This window comes from Aquabacterium sp., from assembly GCF_050725395.1.
Classification (GTDB): domain Bacteria; phylum Pseudomonadota; class Gammaproteobacteria; order Burkholderiales; family Burkholderiaceae_C; genus Aquabacterium.
The window spans coordinates 70531-87467 of record NZ_JBOHHL010000017.1; the positions used below are offsets into that span (position 1 = coordinate 70531).

Sequence of the window (16937 nt, forward strand, 5' to 3'; positions counted from 1 at the left end):
CAGGATGTCAAACGTTTGTCACAATCATTGCGTACACTGATTCGCCCCATTCCGTGTTGTTGACTGGGGCCAGTCGATCAGAACAAACATGAATCCGTCAGACGAGGTGCCATCGGCATCGGGAGCTTCGCGCTTGAAACTGCTCAGCCGAGAACAGGCCATCCTGGAGTTCAACCGCCGTGTGCTGGCCCAGGCCCAACGCGACGACGTGCCCCTGCTTGAGCGCTTGCGCTACATCTGCATCGTCTCGTCGAACTTCGACGAGTTTTTCGAGGTGCGCTACGCCGACGTGCTCGAGGCCTCGCGCATGCAGGGCACGGGCATTGGCCCGCAGTATTTGTCGGATGTCTCTGACGAGGCGCACCGCCTGGTGCAAGAGCAATACCAGATCTTCAACGAGGTGGTCGGTCCGGCGCTGAAGGCCGAGGGCATCGACATCCTCAACCACGCCGACCGCGACCTGATGCAGCGCGAATGGGTGTCTGGCTTCTTCCACAAGCAGGTGCGGCCGCTGTTGGTTCCGATCGGGCTGGACCCTTCCCACCCCTTCCCGCAAGTCGCCAACAAGACGCTGAACTTCATCGTCAAGCTGGGCGGGCGCGATGCCTTCGGGCGTGACAATTCCATCGCGATCGTGCGCATCCCGCGCGTCCTGCCCCGCGTGATCCGCCTGCCGGAAGACATCAGCCATGGACGCCAGTCCTTCGTGCTGCTGTCCAGCGTGATCCGCGCGCACCTGCACGAGTTGTTCCCAGGGCGCGAGATCCTGTCCTTCTCGCAGTTCCGCGTCACGCGCGATTCCGACATCGACGTCGATGAAGACGACGTGACCGACCTGCGCCAGGCCTTGCGCACCAAGATGAGCACGCGCCAGTTCGGCCAGACCATCCGGCTGGAAGTGGTCAGCAGTTGTCCGGCCGAGCTGTCGGACTTCTTGCTGGAGCAGTTTGGCCTGACCGAGCAGGCCTTGTACAAGGTCAATGGCCCCGTTAATTTGGTGCGCCTGACGCAGTTGATCGACCAGGTGCAGGGCAAGAAGCTGCGCTTCCCGGCTTACCTGCCAGGCTGGCCCGAAGGCCTGCCCCAACAGGGCGGCATGCTGGAGCACCTGCGCAAGGGCGACATCCTGCTGCACCACCCCTTCGAGTCCTTCGACACGGTGGTTGAATTCCTGCGCGAAGCCGTCCACGACCCCGATGTGCTCGCCATCAAGCAGACCATCTACCGCACGGGCAGCGAGTCCGTGCTGATGGAACTGCTGCTCGAGGCCGTGCGCCGTGGCAAGGAAGTGCTGGCCGTGGTGGAGCTGAAGGCCCGCTTCGACGAAGAGGCCAACATCAACTGGGCCGAGCGCCTTGAGGCCCTGGGCGCCCAGGTGGTCTACGGCATCGTGGGTTTGAAAACCCACGCCAAGATGATGCTGGTCACGCGCCGGGAAGGCACGCGCCTGCGCCGCTATGCGCACTTGTCCACCGGCAACTACAACCCACGCACGGCCGGCGTCTACACCGACGTGGGCTACCTGACCACCAGCCAGGAAATCACGGCCGACGTCGACATGGTGTTCCAGCAGCTGTCCAGCCTGACGCAATTGCGCTCGCCCAAGCAGCTGATGCTGGCGCCTTTCGGCCTGCAGAAGCAGCTGATCCGCGTGATGGCGCGGGTGGGTGAAGCGGCGCAAGCCGGGCACCCCGCGCGCATCGTGCTCAAGCTCAACTCCCTGACCGACGAACCCTTGATCATGGCCCTGATCGAGGCCGGTCAGGCCGGCGCGAAGATCGACCTGGTCGTGCGCGGCGCCTGCGTGCTGCCCCCTGGTGTGCAAGGGTTCACCGACAACATCCGCGTTCGCTCGGTGGTGGGCCGCATGCTGGAGCACACCCGCATCCTCTATTTCCGCTGGGGCGAAACCGAGCACGAAGAGGCCTTGTACCTTTCCAGCGCCGACTGGATGAACCGCAACATGACGCGCCGCATCGAGGTGGCCTGGCCAGTGCGCGACCTGGCCCTGCGCCAGCGCGTGATCGACGAATGCCTGGTGCCTTACCTCATGGACAGTTGCGATGCCTGGCAGCAATTGAGCGACGGCCGCTACGAACGCGTGGGCGTGGACGGCCCCAGTGCCCAGCGCGCGCTGATGGAACTGCACCGAGCGGTGGATTGACACGAAGGGCAAGCACCATGGACCTCATCCTCTGGCGACACGCGCAAGCCCAGGCCCACGTGCCCGAGGACGGTTCGCCCGCCTCGTTCGAGGCCGACCTGGCCCGGACCCTCACACCCAAAGGCGACCGACAGGCCGAACGCATGGCCGCCTGGCTGAACCAGCGCCTGACCGACACCACGCGCATCCTGGTCAGCCCCGCCCGTCGTACGCAGCAAACGGCCCAGGCCCTGGGCCGCTCCTTCAAGACCGTGGGCACCATCGCGCCAGACGCCTCGGTCGAGGACCTGCTGCTGGCCGCCCGCTGGCCCAACGCCAAGGACCCGGTGCTGCTGGTAGGCCACCAGCCCACGCTGGGCTTGCTGGCCGCCCGCCTGTTGACGGGCCAGGACCTGCCCTGGGCCATCCGCAAGGGCGGGGTCTGGTGGTTCCGCGGCCGCGAGCGGGAAGGGTTGCTGGAAGTGACCTTGCACGCGGTGCAGTCCCCCGACTTCCTGTGATCCGGCAGGGGCAAGCCGATTCCCGGGATAATCAGGGCTCCATGAGCCCACCATCCGCCTTGCCCACCACCGCCGCCATCGCGGCAGCGCCTGAACCAGACCGCTGGCATTTCAGGCACCCGGTCCGCATCTATTGGGAAGACACCGACGCGGGCGGCATCGTGTTCTACGGCAACTACCTCAAGTTCATGGAGCGCGCCCGCAGCGAATGGCTGAGCGCCCTGGGCCTGAGCCAGGAACACCTGCGCAGCGCCGGGCAGGGCATGTTCGTGGTCGGTGAAACCCAGTTGCGCTACCTCAAGCCTGCCCGCCTGGACGACCTGCTCACCGTCACCGTTCGGCTGGTGGAACTCGGCCGTGCGACCATCGCCTTCCAGCAAGAGGTGTGGCGGGGTGATACCGTGCTGACCCAAGGGCGCGTGCGCATCGGCTGGGTCGAGCCTTTCGAGGACCACTTCAAGCCTGGCCGCATTCCCGCCCAGATCCTGGCCCTGTTGCCGACACCCATTCAGACTCCGGAGGTTGACCGTCCATGAATCAAGACTTGTCCATCATTGAATTGGTGAAGCATGCCAGCGTGGTGGTGCAGATCGTGCTGGTGCTGCTGCTGGCCGTGTCGCTGGCCAGTTGGAGCATCATCTTTGGCAAGGCCATCGGCCTGAAGCGCGTCAAGGGCGACAACGAAGAGTTCGACCGCGAATTCTGGGCCGGCCGCACTTTACAAGAACTTTACCAAGACGCCTCCCGGGCCAGCGGGCCGCCCTCGCCACAAGAACGCATCTTCGCGGCCGGCATGCGCGAGTTCCTCAAACTGCGCGAGCGCCATGTCACCGAGGTGGGCACCTTGCTAGAAGGTTCGCGCCGCGCCATGCGCGCCAGCTACCAGCGCGAGATGGACGTGATCGAATCGCGCCTTGATTTCCTGGGTTCGGTGGGCTCGGTCTCGCCTTACATCGGCCTGTTCGGCACCGTGTGGGGGATCATGCATGCCTTCACCGGCCTGTCGAACATGCAGCAGGTGACGTTGGCCACCGTGGCGCCCGGCATCGCCGAAGCCCTGGTGGCCACGGCCATCGGCCTGTTCGCGGCCATCCCGGCCGTGCTGGCCTACAACAACTTTTCGCGCGACATCGACCGCATCGCCATCCACCTGGAGTCCTTCATCGAGGAGTTCTCCAACATCCTGGCGCGCAACACGCAACCCGCGGCGGGTGCCGCCGGAGCGGTTCGTCCGGCCAGCACCGTTCGCTGAGGCCCAAGCCATGGCGCAAAGCAACTGGCGAGGCGGGCGTGGCCGCCGCACCAAGAACGAGATCAACATGGTGCCGTTCATCGACGTCATGCTGGTCCTGCTCATCATCTTCATGGTCAGCGCACCCTTGATGCCAACCGGCGTGGTCGACCTGCCCAGCGTGGGCAAGGCCAAGCAGGCGCCGGCCAAGGTCATCGAGGTGGTGGTGGGCGAGGGCGACCAGGTCACCCTGCGCGTCGACCAGCAGGACCGCGGCAGCGTGAAGGTCGCAGACCTGGCCTCGCGCGTGAAGGAAGCCCAGGCGAACACGGTGGGTGGCCCCGAAGCGGCACCCGTCATCATCAGCGCCCGCAAGGACGTCCGGTATGACGCCGTGGTCCAGATCATGGACAAACTGCAGCGTGCCGGCGTGGCCCGAGTCGGGTTGACGGTTCACGCCACGGGGGGATGAGCGGCATGGCGGCTGTGCGCGCGGAAGTGTTCCGGCCCAAGGCCGAAGACACCCTGGGCCTGGGCGCGATCCTGGCCCTGGCCGCGCACCTCTTGCTCGTGCTGGCCCTGGCCTTCGGGGTGAGTTGGCGCACGCACACCCCCGAGGTGGCCGAGGCCGAGGTGTGGTCCGAAGTGCCCACGGCCGCCGCGCCAGCGGCCGAGCCGCCGCCACCGCCGCCCACGCCGGTCGAGGAAACCCCGCCACCGCCCCCGGTCCCGCAGGTCGAGCCTGAACCTGAACCTGAACCAGAGCCCGTGGCCGAGATCCAGAAAAAACCCGAGCCCAAGGCCAAGCCGAAGAAGGAAAAGCCGCTGCCGCCGGTGGCCAAGGTCGAGCCCAAGAAAGAAAAGCCCAAGAAGGAAAAACCACCGAAGGAAACCTTCATCACCGAGAAGCCCGTGGCCGCCAAGAAGCCGGCACCCAGCACGCCTCCGACGCCCACCGTGTCGACCGCGGAGCGCGAAGCCCAGCGCAAGGCCGCGATGCAGCGGATGATGAAGGACCTGGGCTCGCTCGGCACGTCCGAGCACTCCGCCGGGCCTTCGGCCAGTTACGTGGGCAAGCTTCGCGCGCGCATCATCCCCAACATCACTTTCCTGATGGACGAGGGCAACGGCAATCCCACGGCCTTCGTCGAGATCCGCTGCGCGCCTGATGGCACCATCCTGTCGCGACGCCTGTTGGATCCCAGTGGTTCGCCAGCTTGGGACAAGGCGGTCCTTGACGGCATCGACAAGACGCGCTCGCTGCCTTTCGACGAAAAAGGTCGCCTGCCGGACACGGTCTTCCAGATCGGCATCAGTCCGCGCGACCGCTGATCTGCGTCACCCGCCAGATCCAGCCCTGGCGCAAGGCCAGTTCCAGCCATGCGCCCAAGTCAAAATCGGTCAAGGCCTGGTCCAGCAAACTGGACAACGGGCGTGACGGCCCGCTTGCCAGGCTGATCATCCAGGACGCCATGCTGGCTTGAGGCAGGGCGACGACCTCGGCGCGCCAGTGGCGGCGCCACACCACGGCCGTCTCAGCCCGTTGGGCGGCCACGGCCTCGCGCAAGGCAGCCAGCGAGGTGGGGTTGGTGGCCGGCTGGTGGGCTTCCCAAAGCGTGACCAGGGGCCAGTCTGATCGGAGCACGCTCAAGCTTGGCCGCAATTCAATCGCCAACTCATTGGGATCGTGCGTGCCCAGGAGGGAGAGTGACTCGGGATCGAACAAGGCGTCGGCGGCGTGTTCGGCGGTGTGCCGTGCCCAGTCCAGCCGGGCGCAGTCGGGCAGGTAGGGCCAATCCTGGACCTCGGGCAGTCGAGCCAAGCAGTCGGGCAAGGCGTCGCCCCACGCCGTCAGGTCACCATGCCGGGGGGGATGCTGGCGCCAAAGCAGCCGGGCCAAACCGGCCAGTGCTTCTTCGCCCAGCAGGGCCTGCACGGTGGGATAAGCAGCGGCCAAGGCGCGTTCGGCGGTCGCGGTGGCATTGCCCTGGTAGGCGGCCAAGCCCTTGACCAGGGCGTCGCCATGCTCATGCCAGCCCGCTTCGGTGTTCTGCGGTCCGGCGCCGTTTGGGCCTTCCCAGATCGCCTGCAAGACGGCGGCCTGGCGTTGGGCTTCGTCCATGCTCATGCCGAGGCCCCCGCTGGCGCCAACACGCTGGCGGACACCTCGTCTGCCTGGCGGGCCTGGTCCCGCAGCACGTCCAGTCCGGGCAGGTCCGTGTCCCATTCAATCAAGGTGGGCGCCGGCCCCAGGTGGCGAATGGCTTCCGCATAGAGTTCCCACACCACGGCGTGCACGGCCGTGCTGTGATCGTCCACCACGACCTGTCCGGGCTGCAAAGGCCAGCGGAATCCCGCCAGGTGCACCTCGCCTACCATCCCGGCCGGCAAGGCGTGCACGAAAGTCAAGGCATGCGCTTTTGCCGCGGCCATGTCCACCGAATCCGGCTGGGCTCGGCGGGCGGCGTTCAAACCATTGACCACCAGGTTGTTGAGGTCGAGCAGCAACTGGCAGCCACTGCGCCGGCACAGTTCGACCAGGAAGTCGGGTTCGGCCAGGCGGTCATCCTGGTAACTGAGGTAAGCGGACAGGTTCTCGATCAGGATGGGCCGGCGCAGACGCGATTGCACCTCGTCCACGTGGCGGACCAGGATGTCCAGCGAGGCCGGGGTGAAGGCCACGGGAAGCAGGTCGCTTGCATGCACCGTGTCGCCCCCGGGCCAGGCGCCTCGGGCAAAGCAGGCGTGGTCGGACACCCGCACCGGGTCGATGCGTTCCACCAAGCGCGCCAGCTTGTCCAGGTGGACCGGGTCCAGGCCACTGGCCGATCCCAGCGACAACCCCACGCCATGCAGGCTCACCGGGTAATGCGCGCGCGCGGCTTGCAGCACGGCCAAGGCCGCGCCGCCGTCGCCGAAAAAGTTCTCGGAATGGACTTCGACGAACCCCAAAGGGGGCAAGTCCGCCATCAACGCCTGGTAGTGGGGCTGGCGAAGCCCGATGCCGGCTTGGCTGGCGGCGGAAAAAACCGCCATCGGCTTACTTCTTGTCGGTTGACTTGGCCAGGGCCACCTTGGCCTCTTCGGCCGACAGGCCGCCCAGCTTGGCGCAGGTGCCCTTGGCCACCAGCTTCCATTCCTCGGCCGACTTGTCCTTGGTGGACTGGCCGGCGCAAGAGTGGCTGCCTGACAGGTTGGCGCAGCTGTTTTCGCCGGCCTTGGCCACGCCAAAGCATTTTTCCTTGCCTTTCTCGGCGCCCATCTCGGCCGAGGCCTGGGACACCAGGCCCAAAGCCATGACGGAGGCGAGGGCAGACGACAGCAGGTGACGTTGGTTCATTTTGTAGACTCCAGAGGAAGTGGTTGACAGTGGGCGGCTTCCATCGCCGCTGATTTCTTGGTCGCCCGAGGTCTCGAAATCTGACACGTCGGCACCGATTTTCCATTTGCCGTGAAAAACTGCCTCAAATGGCCGCTTCACGATCCTAGGCTATTTCATAGCATGGCAACCATTCACGACCATCGTCGGGACGTGGAACCGTTAGGAGTGTCATGACCGATTCACCATTGCCGCCGCTGAACTGGGAGGGTGCCTTGAGCCAGCTCGACTCGGGCGCGTCCAGTCAGGCGGACCAGGACCAGTCCCTGGTCGACAACGAAAGTGGTGTGTTCCTCTGGCCAACCCCTCCCTTCGCGACCTACCCGCCCGCGCGTCAGCAAACCGAGCATGAGACCTGCGAGATCGAGGGCCTCAACGGCCGCATCATGAAGGGGCGCCTGAGCTTCTTCGTGCCCGACGAAGAGGTGGCCCACATCCAGGTGCCGCCCTCGCGCACCACCATGGCGCTGCGTTTCGGGCAGTTCCGCACCTTGCTGCTCACCAGTCCCATCAAGCCGAGGAAGGGCGTGGATGGGCAGGATCCACACGCCTCGATGCTGGGGCACCGCGCCAGCGTTGATTTTCGCGTGAAGTTCAAGGCCGGCGGCCAGATTGAAGGCCGGACCATGGGCCACCGGGAGACCGAGTTCGGCATCTTCTTGTTCCCGCCCTTGGGCGACGACGGCAGTGTCCAGCGCCTGTTCGTGGGCCGCGAGGTGCTGGAGAATTTCGAGGTCGGCGGCAAGATCGGCGAGATCCTGGTAGGCAGCAATGCCGTCACCCAGGAGCAGGTCGAACAGGCCGTTGAAACCCAGAGCCAGATGCGCAACCAGAAGCTGGGCGACATCTTGTTGACACAGCAGGTGGTCACCGCCGAGCAACTGTTGGCCGCCATCGAGCAGCAGGGCAAGATGCCCATGGTGCGCATCGGCGAAGCCTTGATGGCGCTGGGCATGATCAACCAGGGCCAACTGGAAGAAGCCCTGGAACAGCAGAAACGCGACCGCAGCGTGCCACTGGGCGAATTGCTGGTCACGCAGGGCCTGGTGTCCCGGCACGACCTGCAAACCGCCCTGGCCCGCAAGATGGGCTACCCGCTGGTCGACCTGGACAAGTTCCCGATCGAGGCCGAGGCCCTGCGCAAGGTGCCTTTCGCCGTCGCACACCGCCTCATGACGGTGCCCTTGTTGCTGCGCGATGGCAGCCTGATCATCGCGGTCGAAGATCCTAGCAAGCGTCTGACGCTCTCAGAGCTGGAGTTCATCACCCAGTGCAAGATCGTCCCAGTGCTGGCCCAGCACACGCAACTCGAATTCGCCATCAAGGACGCGTACAGCAAGATCGGTGCGGACGTCAGCGCCGATGCCTATGGCCGCGCTTCTTCGCTGAACCAGAACAGCGACTTCGACATGGAGCCGCAAAGCTCCGGCTCGCTGATGGAGGACCTGGAAAAGCAGAACCAGGAATCCCAGGGCGAAGACGAGGCACCCATCGAGCAGAGCGACAATTCGCTGGTGCGCTTGATCAACACCATGATCATCGAGGCGCACTCACAGGGCGTCTCCGACATCCACGTCGAAAGCTACCCCGGCAAGGAAAAGATCAAGATCCGCTTCCGCAAGGACGGCGTGCTCATGCCCTACCTGGAGCTGCCGCCCAACTACCGCAGCGCCATGATCGCCCGCATCAAGATCATGTGCGACCTGGACATCTCCGAGCGCCGCAAGCCGCAGGACGGCAAGATCAACTTCGCCAAGTTCGTGCCGCAGCACAAGATCGAGCTGCGCGTGGCCGCCATCCCCACCAACAACGGGATGGAGGACATCGTCATGCGGATCCTGGCCTCGGCCAAGCCCCTGCCGCTCGACAAGATCGGCCTGAGCCCCACGAACCTTTCTCGCCTGAAGGAGGCCATGGAGCGCCCCTATGGCCTGGTGCTGTGCGTGGGCCCCACGGGTTCCGGCAAGACCACCACGCTGCATTCGGCGCTGAGCTTCATCAACGTGCCCGAGCGCAAGATCTGGACGGCCGAAGATCCCGTCGAAATCACCCAGCCCGGCCTGCGCCAGGTGCAGGTGAATCCCAAGATCGATTGGACTTTCGCCAAAGCCCTGCGCGCCTTCCTGCGGGCCGACCCCGACGTCATCATGGTCGGCGAAATGCGCGACAAGGAAACGGCCGGCATGGGCGTCGAAGCCTCGCTGACGGGGCACTTGGTGCTCTCGACCCTGCACACGAACAGTGCGCCCGAGACGGTCACCCGCATGATCGACATGGGGCTGGACCCGTTCAATTTTGCCGACTCGCTGCTCGTGGTGCTGGCCCAGCGCCTGGTGCGCCGCCTGTGCGCGAATTGCCGCGTCACCGAAGTCATGAGCGAGGAAGAAATCGAATTGTTACTGCGGGATTTCCTGCAAATTGCGCCCAAGGATGTGCCTGAATTCAGTCCCGAAGTGGTGCGATCCGATTGGCTCACGCGTTTTGGGCGCGATGGGCAGCTGGTGAAGTACCACAACCCTGGCTGCCCCAAGTGCAACAACACCGGTTACAAGGGCCGTGCGGGCCTGCACGAACTCATGGCCATGAGCCGCGAATTGCGCCACATGATCCAGACCGGTGGCCGTGCCGAACAGATCCAGCAGCTGGCCATGGTCGAGGGCATGCGCACCCTGAGGCAGGATGGCATCGAGAAGGTTTTGATGGGCATCACGAGCATGGAAGAAGTGCGCGCCACCAGCAACGCGTGATGTTGTTGTGCCCATGCCGCACGCTGACCCTGAAAAAGGTGCAAGATAAGCACCAATGAAGTCACAGATGAGCCTGGTCTTCTCCTGGTTTCTCGGGGTTTGAACAAGGCGTGATTTCAGCGATCTTTGGTGTTATGGCGATGCTAGTGTGCTCGCGCCGGGCCACCAGACGGATATCCGGCAGTTCACCCCAGCATCGATGGCTTGTGTCGATGGTTCGGAGGTCTGCATGGACGTGATCAGTAACTTCGCCGCTCGCTATGAGCGCACCCGTGAAGAAGAGTATTCCCTGGAGGAATACCTCGACATCTGCAAGCGCGACAAGACCGCGTACGCCACCGCGGCCGAACGCATGCTGCAAGCCATCGGCGAGCCGCAGACGATCGATACCCGCAACGACACGCGGCTGTCGCGCATCTTCGCCAACAAGGTCATCAAGATCTACCCGGCGTTCCAGGAGTTCTATGGCATGGAAGACGCCATCGAACAGGTGGTGAGCTATTTCCGCCACGCAGCCCAAGGCCTGGAAGAAAAGAAGCAGATCCTGTATTTGCTGGGCCCTGTGGGTGGCGGCAAGTCGTCCATCGCCGAGCGCCTAAAGCAGTTGGCCGAGCGCGTGCCCTTCTATTCGATCAAGGGTTCGCCGGTCAACGAATCGCCGCTGGGGCTGTTCGAGCCCACGGAAGACGGCCCCATCCTGGAAGCCGAATACGGCATTCCCCGCCGCTACCTGCAACGCATCCTCAGCCCTTGGGCCGTGAAGCGCCTGGACGAGTTTGGCGGCGACATCCGCAAGTTCCGCGTCGTCAAGCGCTACCCCAGCGTGCTCAAGCAGGTCGGCATCGCCAAGACCGAGCCGGGCGATGAAAACAACCAGGACATCAGCTCCCTGGTCGGCAAGGTCGACATCCGCAAGCTCGAGACCTACGCCCAGGATGATCCCGATGCGTACAGCTACTCCGGCGGCCTGTGCCTGGCCAACCAGGGCCTGCTTGAATTCGTCGAAATGTTCAAGGCGCCGATCAAGGTGCTGCACCCCCTGTTGACCGCCACGCAAGAAGGCAACTTCAAGGGCACGGAAGGTTTCGGCGCCATCCCCTTCGACGGCGTCGTGCTGGCCCACAGCAATGAAAGCGAATGGAAGGCCTTCCGCAACAACAAGAACAACGAAGCCTTCCTGGACCGGATCTACATCGTGAAGGTGCCGTACTGCCTGCGCGTGTCCGAGGAAATCAAGATCTACGAAAAGCTGGTGCGCACTTCGTCGCTGGCGCAGGCACCTTGCGCCCCGGGCACGTTCAAGATGATGTCGCAATTCGCCATCCTGACCCGCCTGAAGGAGCCCGAGAATTCAAGCACCTACAGCAAGATGCAGGTTTACGACGGCGAGAACCTGAAGGACACGGATCCCAAGGCCAAGTCACTTCAGGAATACCGTGACTACGCCGGCGTCGACGAAGGCATGAGCGGCGTCTCGACCCGCTTTGCGTTCAAGATCCTGTCCAAGGTGTTCAACTTCGACAGCGCCGAAGTGGCCGCCAATCCGGTGCACCTGATGTACGTGCTGGAGCAGCAGATCGAGCGCGAGCAGTTCCCGGCCGAACTCGAAGCCAAGTACATCGCCTACATCAAGGAATCGCTGGCGCCTCGCTATGCCGAGTTCATCGGCAAGGAGATCCAGACCGCCTACCTGGAAAGCTACAGCGAGTACGGTCAGAACATTTTCGACCGCTACGTGACCTACGCCGACTACTGGATCCAGGACCAGGAATACCGCGACACCGACACCGGCGAAATCTTCGACCGCGGCTCGCTGAACGGCGAACTGGAAAAGATCGAAAAGCCTGCGGGCATTTCCAACCCCAAGGATTTCCGCAACGAAATCGTCAACTTCGTGCTGCGCGCACGGGCCAACAATGGCGGCAAGAACCCGCTGTGGACCAGCTATGAGAAGCTGCGCACGGTGATCGAGAAGAAGATGTTCAGCAACACCGAGGAGTTGTTGCCGGTCATTAGCTTCAATGCCAAGGCCAGTGCCGACGAGGTCAAGAAGCACGAGGACTTCGTCAACCGCATGGTTGAAAAGGGTTACACCGCCAAACAGGTCCGCCTGCTGTGCGAATGGTACTTACGCGTTCGAAAGTCGTCGTAAACACGACATGGAGTCCCGATGCGGCAACACATCATTGATCGACGGCTGGCTGGCAAGAACAAGTCGATCGGCAACCGCGAACGCTTTCTAAGGCGTTACCGCGACAAGGTTCGCGATGCGGTGCAGCGGGCCATCAATGGACGCAGCATCCGGGACATCGAAAAGGGCGAGGACATCGCCATCCCCAAGCGGGACCTGTCGGAGCCAGTGTTCAGCCACGGCCAGGGCGGCACCCGCGACGTGGTGCACCCGGGCAACCGCGAGTACGTGCAGGGTGACCGCATCGAGCGGCCACCCGGCGGTGGCGGACAGGGCAGTGGCTCTGGCGAGGCCAGCGATTCCGGCGAAGGCGAAGACGATTTCGTCTTTTCGCTCAGCAAGGAAGAGTTCATGCAGGTCTTCTTCGAAGACCTGGCCTTGCCGAACATGGTCAAGACCGCCTTGGCCGAGATCCCCGAGTGGAAAAGCCAGCGGGCGGGTTATTCCAGCGACGGCACGGCCAGCAACCTGCACGTGGTCCGATCCATGCGCGGTGCGCTGGGGCGCCGCATCGCCCTGGGTGCCGGCGTGCGCCGCGAGTTGAAAGAGCTGGAAGAACGCTTGGCCGCCCTGCGTGCCGAGGATGAAGCTGGCGACGATGCCCTGGTGCACGAACATGCCTTGGAGATCGAGGAGCTTGAGGCGCGCATCGAGCACCTGAAGGCCCGTGCTCGTGGCATCCCCTTCCTGGACCCCATCGACCTGCGCTATCGCAGCCGCATCAAGGTGCCGGTGCCCACGACCAAGGCCGTCATGTTCTGCGTGATGGACATCTCGGGCTCGATGGACGAGCAGCGCAAAGAGCTGTCCAAGCGCTTCTTCATCCTGCTGTACCTGTTCCTGACCCGGCACTACGACAAGATCGAGCTGGTCTTCATCCGCCACCACACGCAGGCACAAGAGGTGACCGAAGACGAGTTTTTCCACGCCACCGAGACCGGTGGCACGGTGGTCTCCAGCGCCCTGGTGTTGCTCGATGAAATCATCACCGCGCGCTACCCGACCAACGAGTGGAACCTTTACGTGGCGCAGGCCAGCGATGGCGACAATTGGCACCACGATTCGGCCCGTTGCCGCGAGATCCTGGAAGACAAGATCCTGCCCCTGGTGCGTTACTTCGCCTATGTGCAGGTGGCGCAGACCGAGCAGAACCTGTGGGACGAGTACATGGGCCTGAGCGAATCGCACAAGCAGTTTGCGATGCGCAAGGTGCTGGACGCTTCGCAGATCTACCCGGTGTTCCGTGAACTGTTCAAGAAGGAAGGGGTGGACGCATGAACGCCATTCTCAGACCCGATCCCTTGCCAGGGCCGTCGGACTGGTCGTTCGAATTGATCGAGCAGTACCACGACGTGATCCGCGCCACGGCCGAGCGTTTCAAGCTCGACACCTATCCCAACCAGCTCGAGATCATCACGGCCGAGCAGATGATGGACGCCTACGCCAGCGTGGGCATGCCGGTGAACTACCGCCACTGGTCTTACGGCAAGGAATTCATCGCGACGGAGAAGAACTACCGCCGTGGCTTCATGGGCCTGGCGTATGAAATCGTCATCAACTCCAATCCCTGCATCAGCTACCTGATGGAAGAAAACACCATGGCCATGCAGGCCCTGGTGATCGCGCACGCGGCCTACGGCCACAACAGTTTCTTCAAAGGCAACTACCTGTTCCGCATGTGGACGGACGCGTCGAGCATCATCGACTACCTGGTCTATGCCAAGAACTACATCGCGGCCTGCGAAGAACGCCACGGCCTGGACGAGGTCGAGGAAATCCTCGATTCCTGCCATGCGCTGATGAACCACGGTGTGGACCGCTACCGCCGGCCCAGCAAGCTGTCGCTCGAAAAAGAACTGGCCCGCCGCGAGGAGCGCGAGTCCTACCTGCAGCAACAGGTGAACGACCTGTGGCGCACCTTGCCGCGCCGTGCCGACAAGATCGGCGACGAGGAAAGCGCCCGCCGCTTCCCCGCCGAGCCTCAGGAAAACATCCTGTACTTCATCGAGAAGAACGCGCCCTTGCTGGAGCCCTGGCAGCGCGAGGTGGTGCGCATTGTGCGCAAGGTGGCGCAGTATTTCTACCCGCAGCGTCAGACGCAAGTGATGAACGAAGGCTGGGCCACCTTCTGGCACTACACCTTGCTCAACACCATGTACGAAGACGGCCACCTGACCGACGGCATCATGCTGGAGTGGCTCAAGTCGCACACCAACGTGGTCTATCAGCCACCCGTGGGGCACCGGGCCTACAGCGGCATCAATCCCTACGCGTTGGGGTTCGCCATGTACACCGACCTGAAACGCATCTGCGAACACCCGACCGAGGAAGACCGCCACTGGTTCCCCGAGTTCGCTGGATCGGCCGAAGGCGCCGCTAAGGGCGACCACGCCTGGCTCAAGACCCTGGACTACGCCATGCGCAACTTCAAGGACGAAAGCTTCGTGGGCCAGTTCCTGTCGCCCAAGGTGATGCGTGATTTCCGTCTCTTCGCCATCCGCGACGACGAGGACGAGCCGGAGTACGAGGTCTCGGCCATCCACGACGACGCCGGTTACCGCGCGCTGCGTGAAAGCCTGGCACGCCAATACGACCTGAGCGCACGCGAACCCAATATCCAGGTGTGGAGCGTGAACCTGCGCGGTGACCGTTCATTGACTTTGCGCCACACCCAGCAGGCCAATCGGCCCCTGGCCGATGGCACGCGCGAGGTGCTCAAGCACGTGGCGCGTTTGTGGGGCTTTCCAGTGCACATGGAAAGCGTCAACAACGCTGGTGAGGTTCGCCAGCAATGGACGGTGGTTCCCGCGTCCATGGAGTGATGTTTTTCAGGGGGCCAGTGGTTGTAATGCGATGAACCCCTGCCGAGGTGTTTTTCCGTATTTGCAGTTTCGCGCTTTGCTGGTTTGGTGTTGCCCGATGAGCCAAGTGCTTGGGTGACGCAAGCGGCAAGCTGTTTCCAAACTCCTACAACCACTGGAGAACACAATGACCAAACTTCCGAGCCGTACCACGCTGGTGGCTTTGCCATGCACCGCCCTGGCCCTGATGGCAGGGTCAGTGGCACAGGCCAATGATGACATCCAGCTCAAAGGCGGCGGGTTCGGCACATTGGGGGCCGTGCGCACCAACCTGGATGGCACCCAGTATCGCAACAGTTTCACCCAGTGGTCGGGGGCGGACAGGGATGTGGACCTGGGGGTGGATTCGCGCCTGGGCTTGCAAGGGTCGGTGATCTACAAGTCCGACTTTGCCTTGACCGCCCAATTGCTGGGCATCCGCCGGGAAGACGATGATTTCGACATCGATGTGGAATGGTTGTACGCCCAATACACCGGCGTGCCCGGCTTGGATTTGAAAGCGGGACGTGTGGCCTTGCCGGCCTTCCTCGTGTCGGATTCGCGGTATGTGGGTTACGCCACGCCGTGGCTGCGTGTGCCTCCCCTGGTTTATTCTCTGCTGCCCTACTCGACCTTGGACGGAGTTCAGGCGGGTTACCGGCATGCCATCGGCCCCGTGATTGCCTCGGTTCAGGCCACGCATGGTCGGAGCAAGGCCAAGCTTGGCGTGGTGGGCGAGTTTCCGCCCGACTCCGGTTCCGGCCTTTATGCCGAGTCGCACATCGACACCAATTCTCCAAAGGTCAACAGCCTTAACTTGATGCTTGAGTGGGGAGACTGGACCGCGCGGATCGGGCAGGTGAAAAGCGATGTGGAAATGACCCTCAACGTGCCTGCGCCTCCACCGATTCTCGGCATCCCGCCGGTCTTGGGCATTGCGCTCCAGCCTTTCAAGGACACCTTCACTGGTTATGGCATCCAGTATGACAACGGCAAGGCGCTCGTGATCGCCGAGTACGTGAAGCGCAAAACCGCGCCGTCTCTCTTTGATTCGGCCGCCTGGTACGCGGGGGCCGGCTACCACTTTGGTGAGTTCATGCCCTACGTTGTGCTCAGCCGGTACACGCCCAAGGACCCTGTGCTGTCACTCCCTCCCAGCAAGGGCAGGGCCTTGGGTGTTCGTTATGACTTTGCCAAGAACCTGGACCTGAAGGCGGAGTTCGCCCGCTATGACACCAACGGCACCTTGATCTTCACGGATGCGGCAACGCCCGCCATCAGGGACAAAAAGGTCAACGTTGTCAGCATTGCGCTTGACTTTGTTTTCTAAGCAGAGGTCATCATGAACTCACATTTTCAACGCTCGGCGATTGCTTCGGTCTTGATGCTTGCGGCGGCCATGGCCCAGTCGCAGGTCGCCATCATGGGGCCCAACGCGCCAGCGCTCACCAAAGAGCAGGTGGCCAACGTCTACCTTGGCCGCAATTTCGAACTCAAGCCGATCGACTTGCCTGAAGGGGCGGCGCTTCGCGAGCAGTTCTACAAAAAGGTCACGGAACGTGACCAGTCGCAGATCAAGGCGGTCTGGTCGCGCATCGTGTTCACTGGCAAGGGGCAGGCGCCCCTCATGTTGCCGGATGCCACGTCGGTGAAAAAGGCCGTTGCCACCGACCCCAAAGCCATCGGCTACATCGACAAAGGTTCGGTGGACAGTTCGGTCAAGGTCGTGCTGTCGCTGGATTGACTCCAGGCACGGGCATAAAAAATGGCCTGTGTCAAGCGTTTTTAATGAATGCAGGCCGCATCAGAAGGCTATACAGGGCAACGGGTTAGGCCGGATTGAAGTCTCTTTCAGGGCTTCGGGCTTTATGGGCTAGGAGCCACA

General features: G+C 63.1%; 15 protein-coding genes. 12 read left to right on the top strand and 3 right to left on the bottom strand.

Annotated elements, in window-relative coordinates:
- The first annotated feature begins 88 nt into the window (after positions 1-88).
- Genes ppk1 through ACREB4_RS12330 form a run of 6 tightly spaced genes read left to right on the top strand, consistent with a single transcriptional unit; the run spans position 89 to position 5227 of the window.
- Entirely contained in the window at positions 89-2164 is a 2076-nt protein-coding gene (gene ppk1 / locus ACREB4_RS12305) for a polyphosphate kinase 1 (RefSeq protein WP_431588513.1), read from the top strand.
- Between the two features lie 17 nt (positions 2165-2181).
- Positions 2182-2664 (top strand): SixA phosphatase family protein, encoded by a 483-nt coding sequence (locus ACREB4_RS12310; protein ID WP_431588514.1) that lies wholly within the window; start codon positions 2182-2184, stop codon positions 2662-2664.
- Between the two features lie 41 nt (positions 2665-2705).
- Complete coding sequence (gene ybgC / locus ACREB4_RS12315) at positions 2706-3200, top strand: tol-pal system-associated acyl-CoA thioesterase (protein WP_431588515.1); 495 nt, start codon at positions 2706-2708, stop codon at positions 3198-3200.
- Positions 3197-3916 (top strand): protein TolQ, encoded by a 720-nt coding sequence (gene tolQ / locus ACREB4_RS12320; protein WP_431588516.1) that lies wholly within the window; start codon positions 3197-3199, stop codon positions 3914-3916. The genes ybgC and tolQ overlap by 4 nt, the downstream gene beginning before the upstream one ends.
- Positions 3917-3926: 10 nt before the next feature.
- The gene (locus ACREB4_RS12325) at positions 3927-4367 is read left to right on the top strand and encodes a biopolymer transporter ExbD (RefSeq protein ID WP_431588517.1); all 441 of its coding nucleotides are present in this window, start codon (positions 3927-3929) and stop codon (positions 4365-4367) included.
- A gap of 5 nt (positions 4368-4372) precedes the next feature.
- Positions 4373-5227: an energy transducer TonB gene (locus tag ACREB4_RS12330; RefSeq protein WP_431588518.1), complete on the top strand. Its 855-nt coding sequence runs from the start codon at positions 4373-4375 to the stop codon at positions 5225-5227.
- On the opposite strand, the gene ACREB4_RS12335 is transcribed toward ACREB4_RS12330, so the two are convergent.
- The 3 genes from ACREB4_RS12335 to ACREB4_RS12345 are packed head-to-tail and all read right to left on the bottom strand — an operon-like array spanning position 5208 to position 7235.
- Positions 5208-6023 carry an HvfC/BufC family peptide modification chaperone gene (locus ACREB4_RS12335; RefSeq protein ID WP_431588519.1) on the bottom strand — a complete coding sequence of 272 codons (816 nt, stop codon included), beginning with the start codon at positions 6021-6023 and terminating at the stop codon, positions 5208-5210. The two genes, ACREB4_RS12330 and ACREB4_RS12335, sit on opposite strands and share 20 nt — an antisense overlap.
- A complete protein-coding gene (locus ACREB4_RS12340; protein WP_431588520.1) occupies positions 6020-6931 on the bottom strand; it encodes a DUF692 domain-containing protein in 912 nt (303 codons plus the stop codon). Before ACREB4_RS12340 ends, ACREB4_RS12335 begins: the two co-directional genes overlap by 4 nt.
- A gap of 4 nt (positions 6932-6935) precedes the next feature.
- Positions 6936-7235, bottom strand: coding sequence for a BufA1 family periplasmic bufferin-type metallophore (locus ACREB4_RS12345; protein WP_431588521.1), 300 nt, complete (start codon positions 7233-7235; stop codon positions 6936-6938).
- Between the two features lie 212 nt (positions 7236-7447).
- On the opposite strand from ACREB4_RS12345, the gene ACREB4_RS12350 reads away from it, so the two are divergent.
- The 6 genes from ACREB4_RS12350 (at position 7448) to ACREB4_RS12375 (ending at position 16796) form a co-directional block, all read left to right on the top strand.
- Complete coding sequence (locus tag ACREB4_RS12350) at positions 7448-10021, top strand: ATPase, T2SS/T4P/T4SS family (protein ID WP_431588522.1); 2574 nt, start codon at positions 7448-7450, stop codon at positions 10019-10021.
- Positions 10022-10250: 229 nt separating this feature from the next.
- Positions 10251-12173 (top strand): PrkA family serine protein kinase, encoded by a 1923-nt coding sequence (locus ACREB4_RS12355; protein ID WP_431588523.1) that lies wholly within the window; start codon positions 10251-10253, stop codon positions 12171-12173.
- Between the two features lie 18 nt (positions 12174-12191).
- Positions 12192-13490, top strand: coding sequence for a YeaH/YhbH family protein (locus tag ACREB4_RS12360; RefSeq protein WP_431588524.1), 1299 nt, complete (start codon positions 12192-12194; stop codon positions 13488-13490).
- Positions 13487-15034, top strand: coding sequence for a SpoVR family protein (locus ACREB4_RS12365; RefSeq protein ID WP_431588525.1), 1548 nt, complete (start codon positions 13487-13489; stop codon positions 15032-15034). The genes ACREB4_RS12360 and ACREB4_RS12365 overlap by 4 nt, the downstream gene beginning before the upstream one ends.
- A 166-nt stretch (positions 15035-15200) precedes the next feature.
- Entirely contained in the window at positions 15201-16382 is a 1182-nt protein-coding gene (locus ACREB4_RS12370) for a porin (RefSeq protein ID WP_431588526.1), read from the top strand.
- A 12-nt stretch (positions 16383-16394) separates the two neighbouring features.
- Positions 16395-16796: a hypothetical protein gene (locus ACREB4_RS12375; RefSeq protein ID WP_431588527.1), complete on the top strand. Its 402-nt coding sequence runs from the start codon at positions 16395-16397 to the stop codon at positions 16794-16796.
- Positions 16797-16937 lie beyond the last annotated feature (141 nt).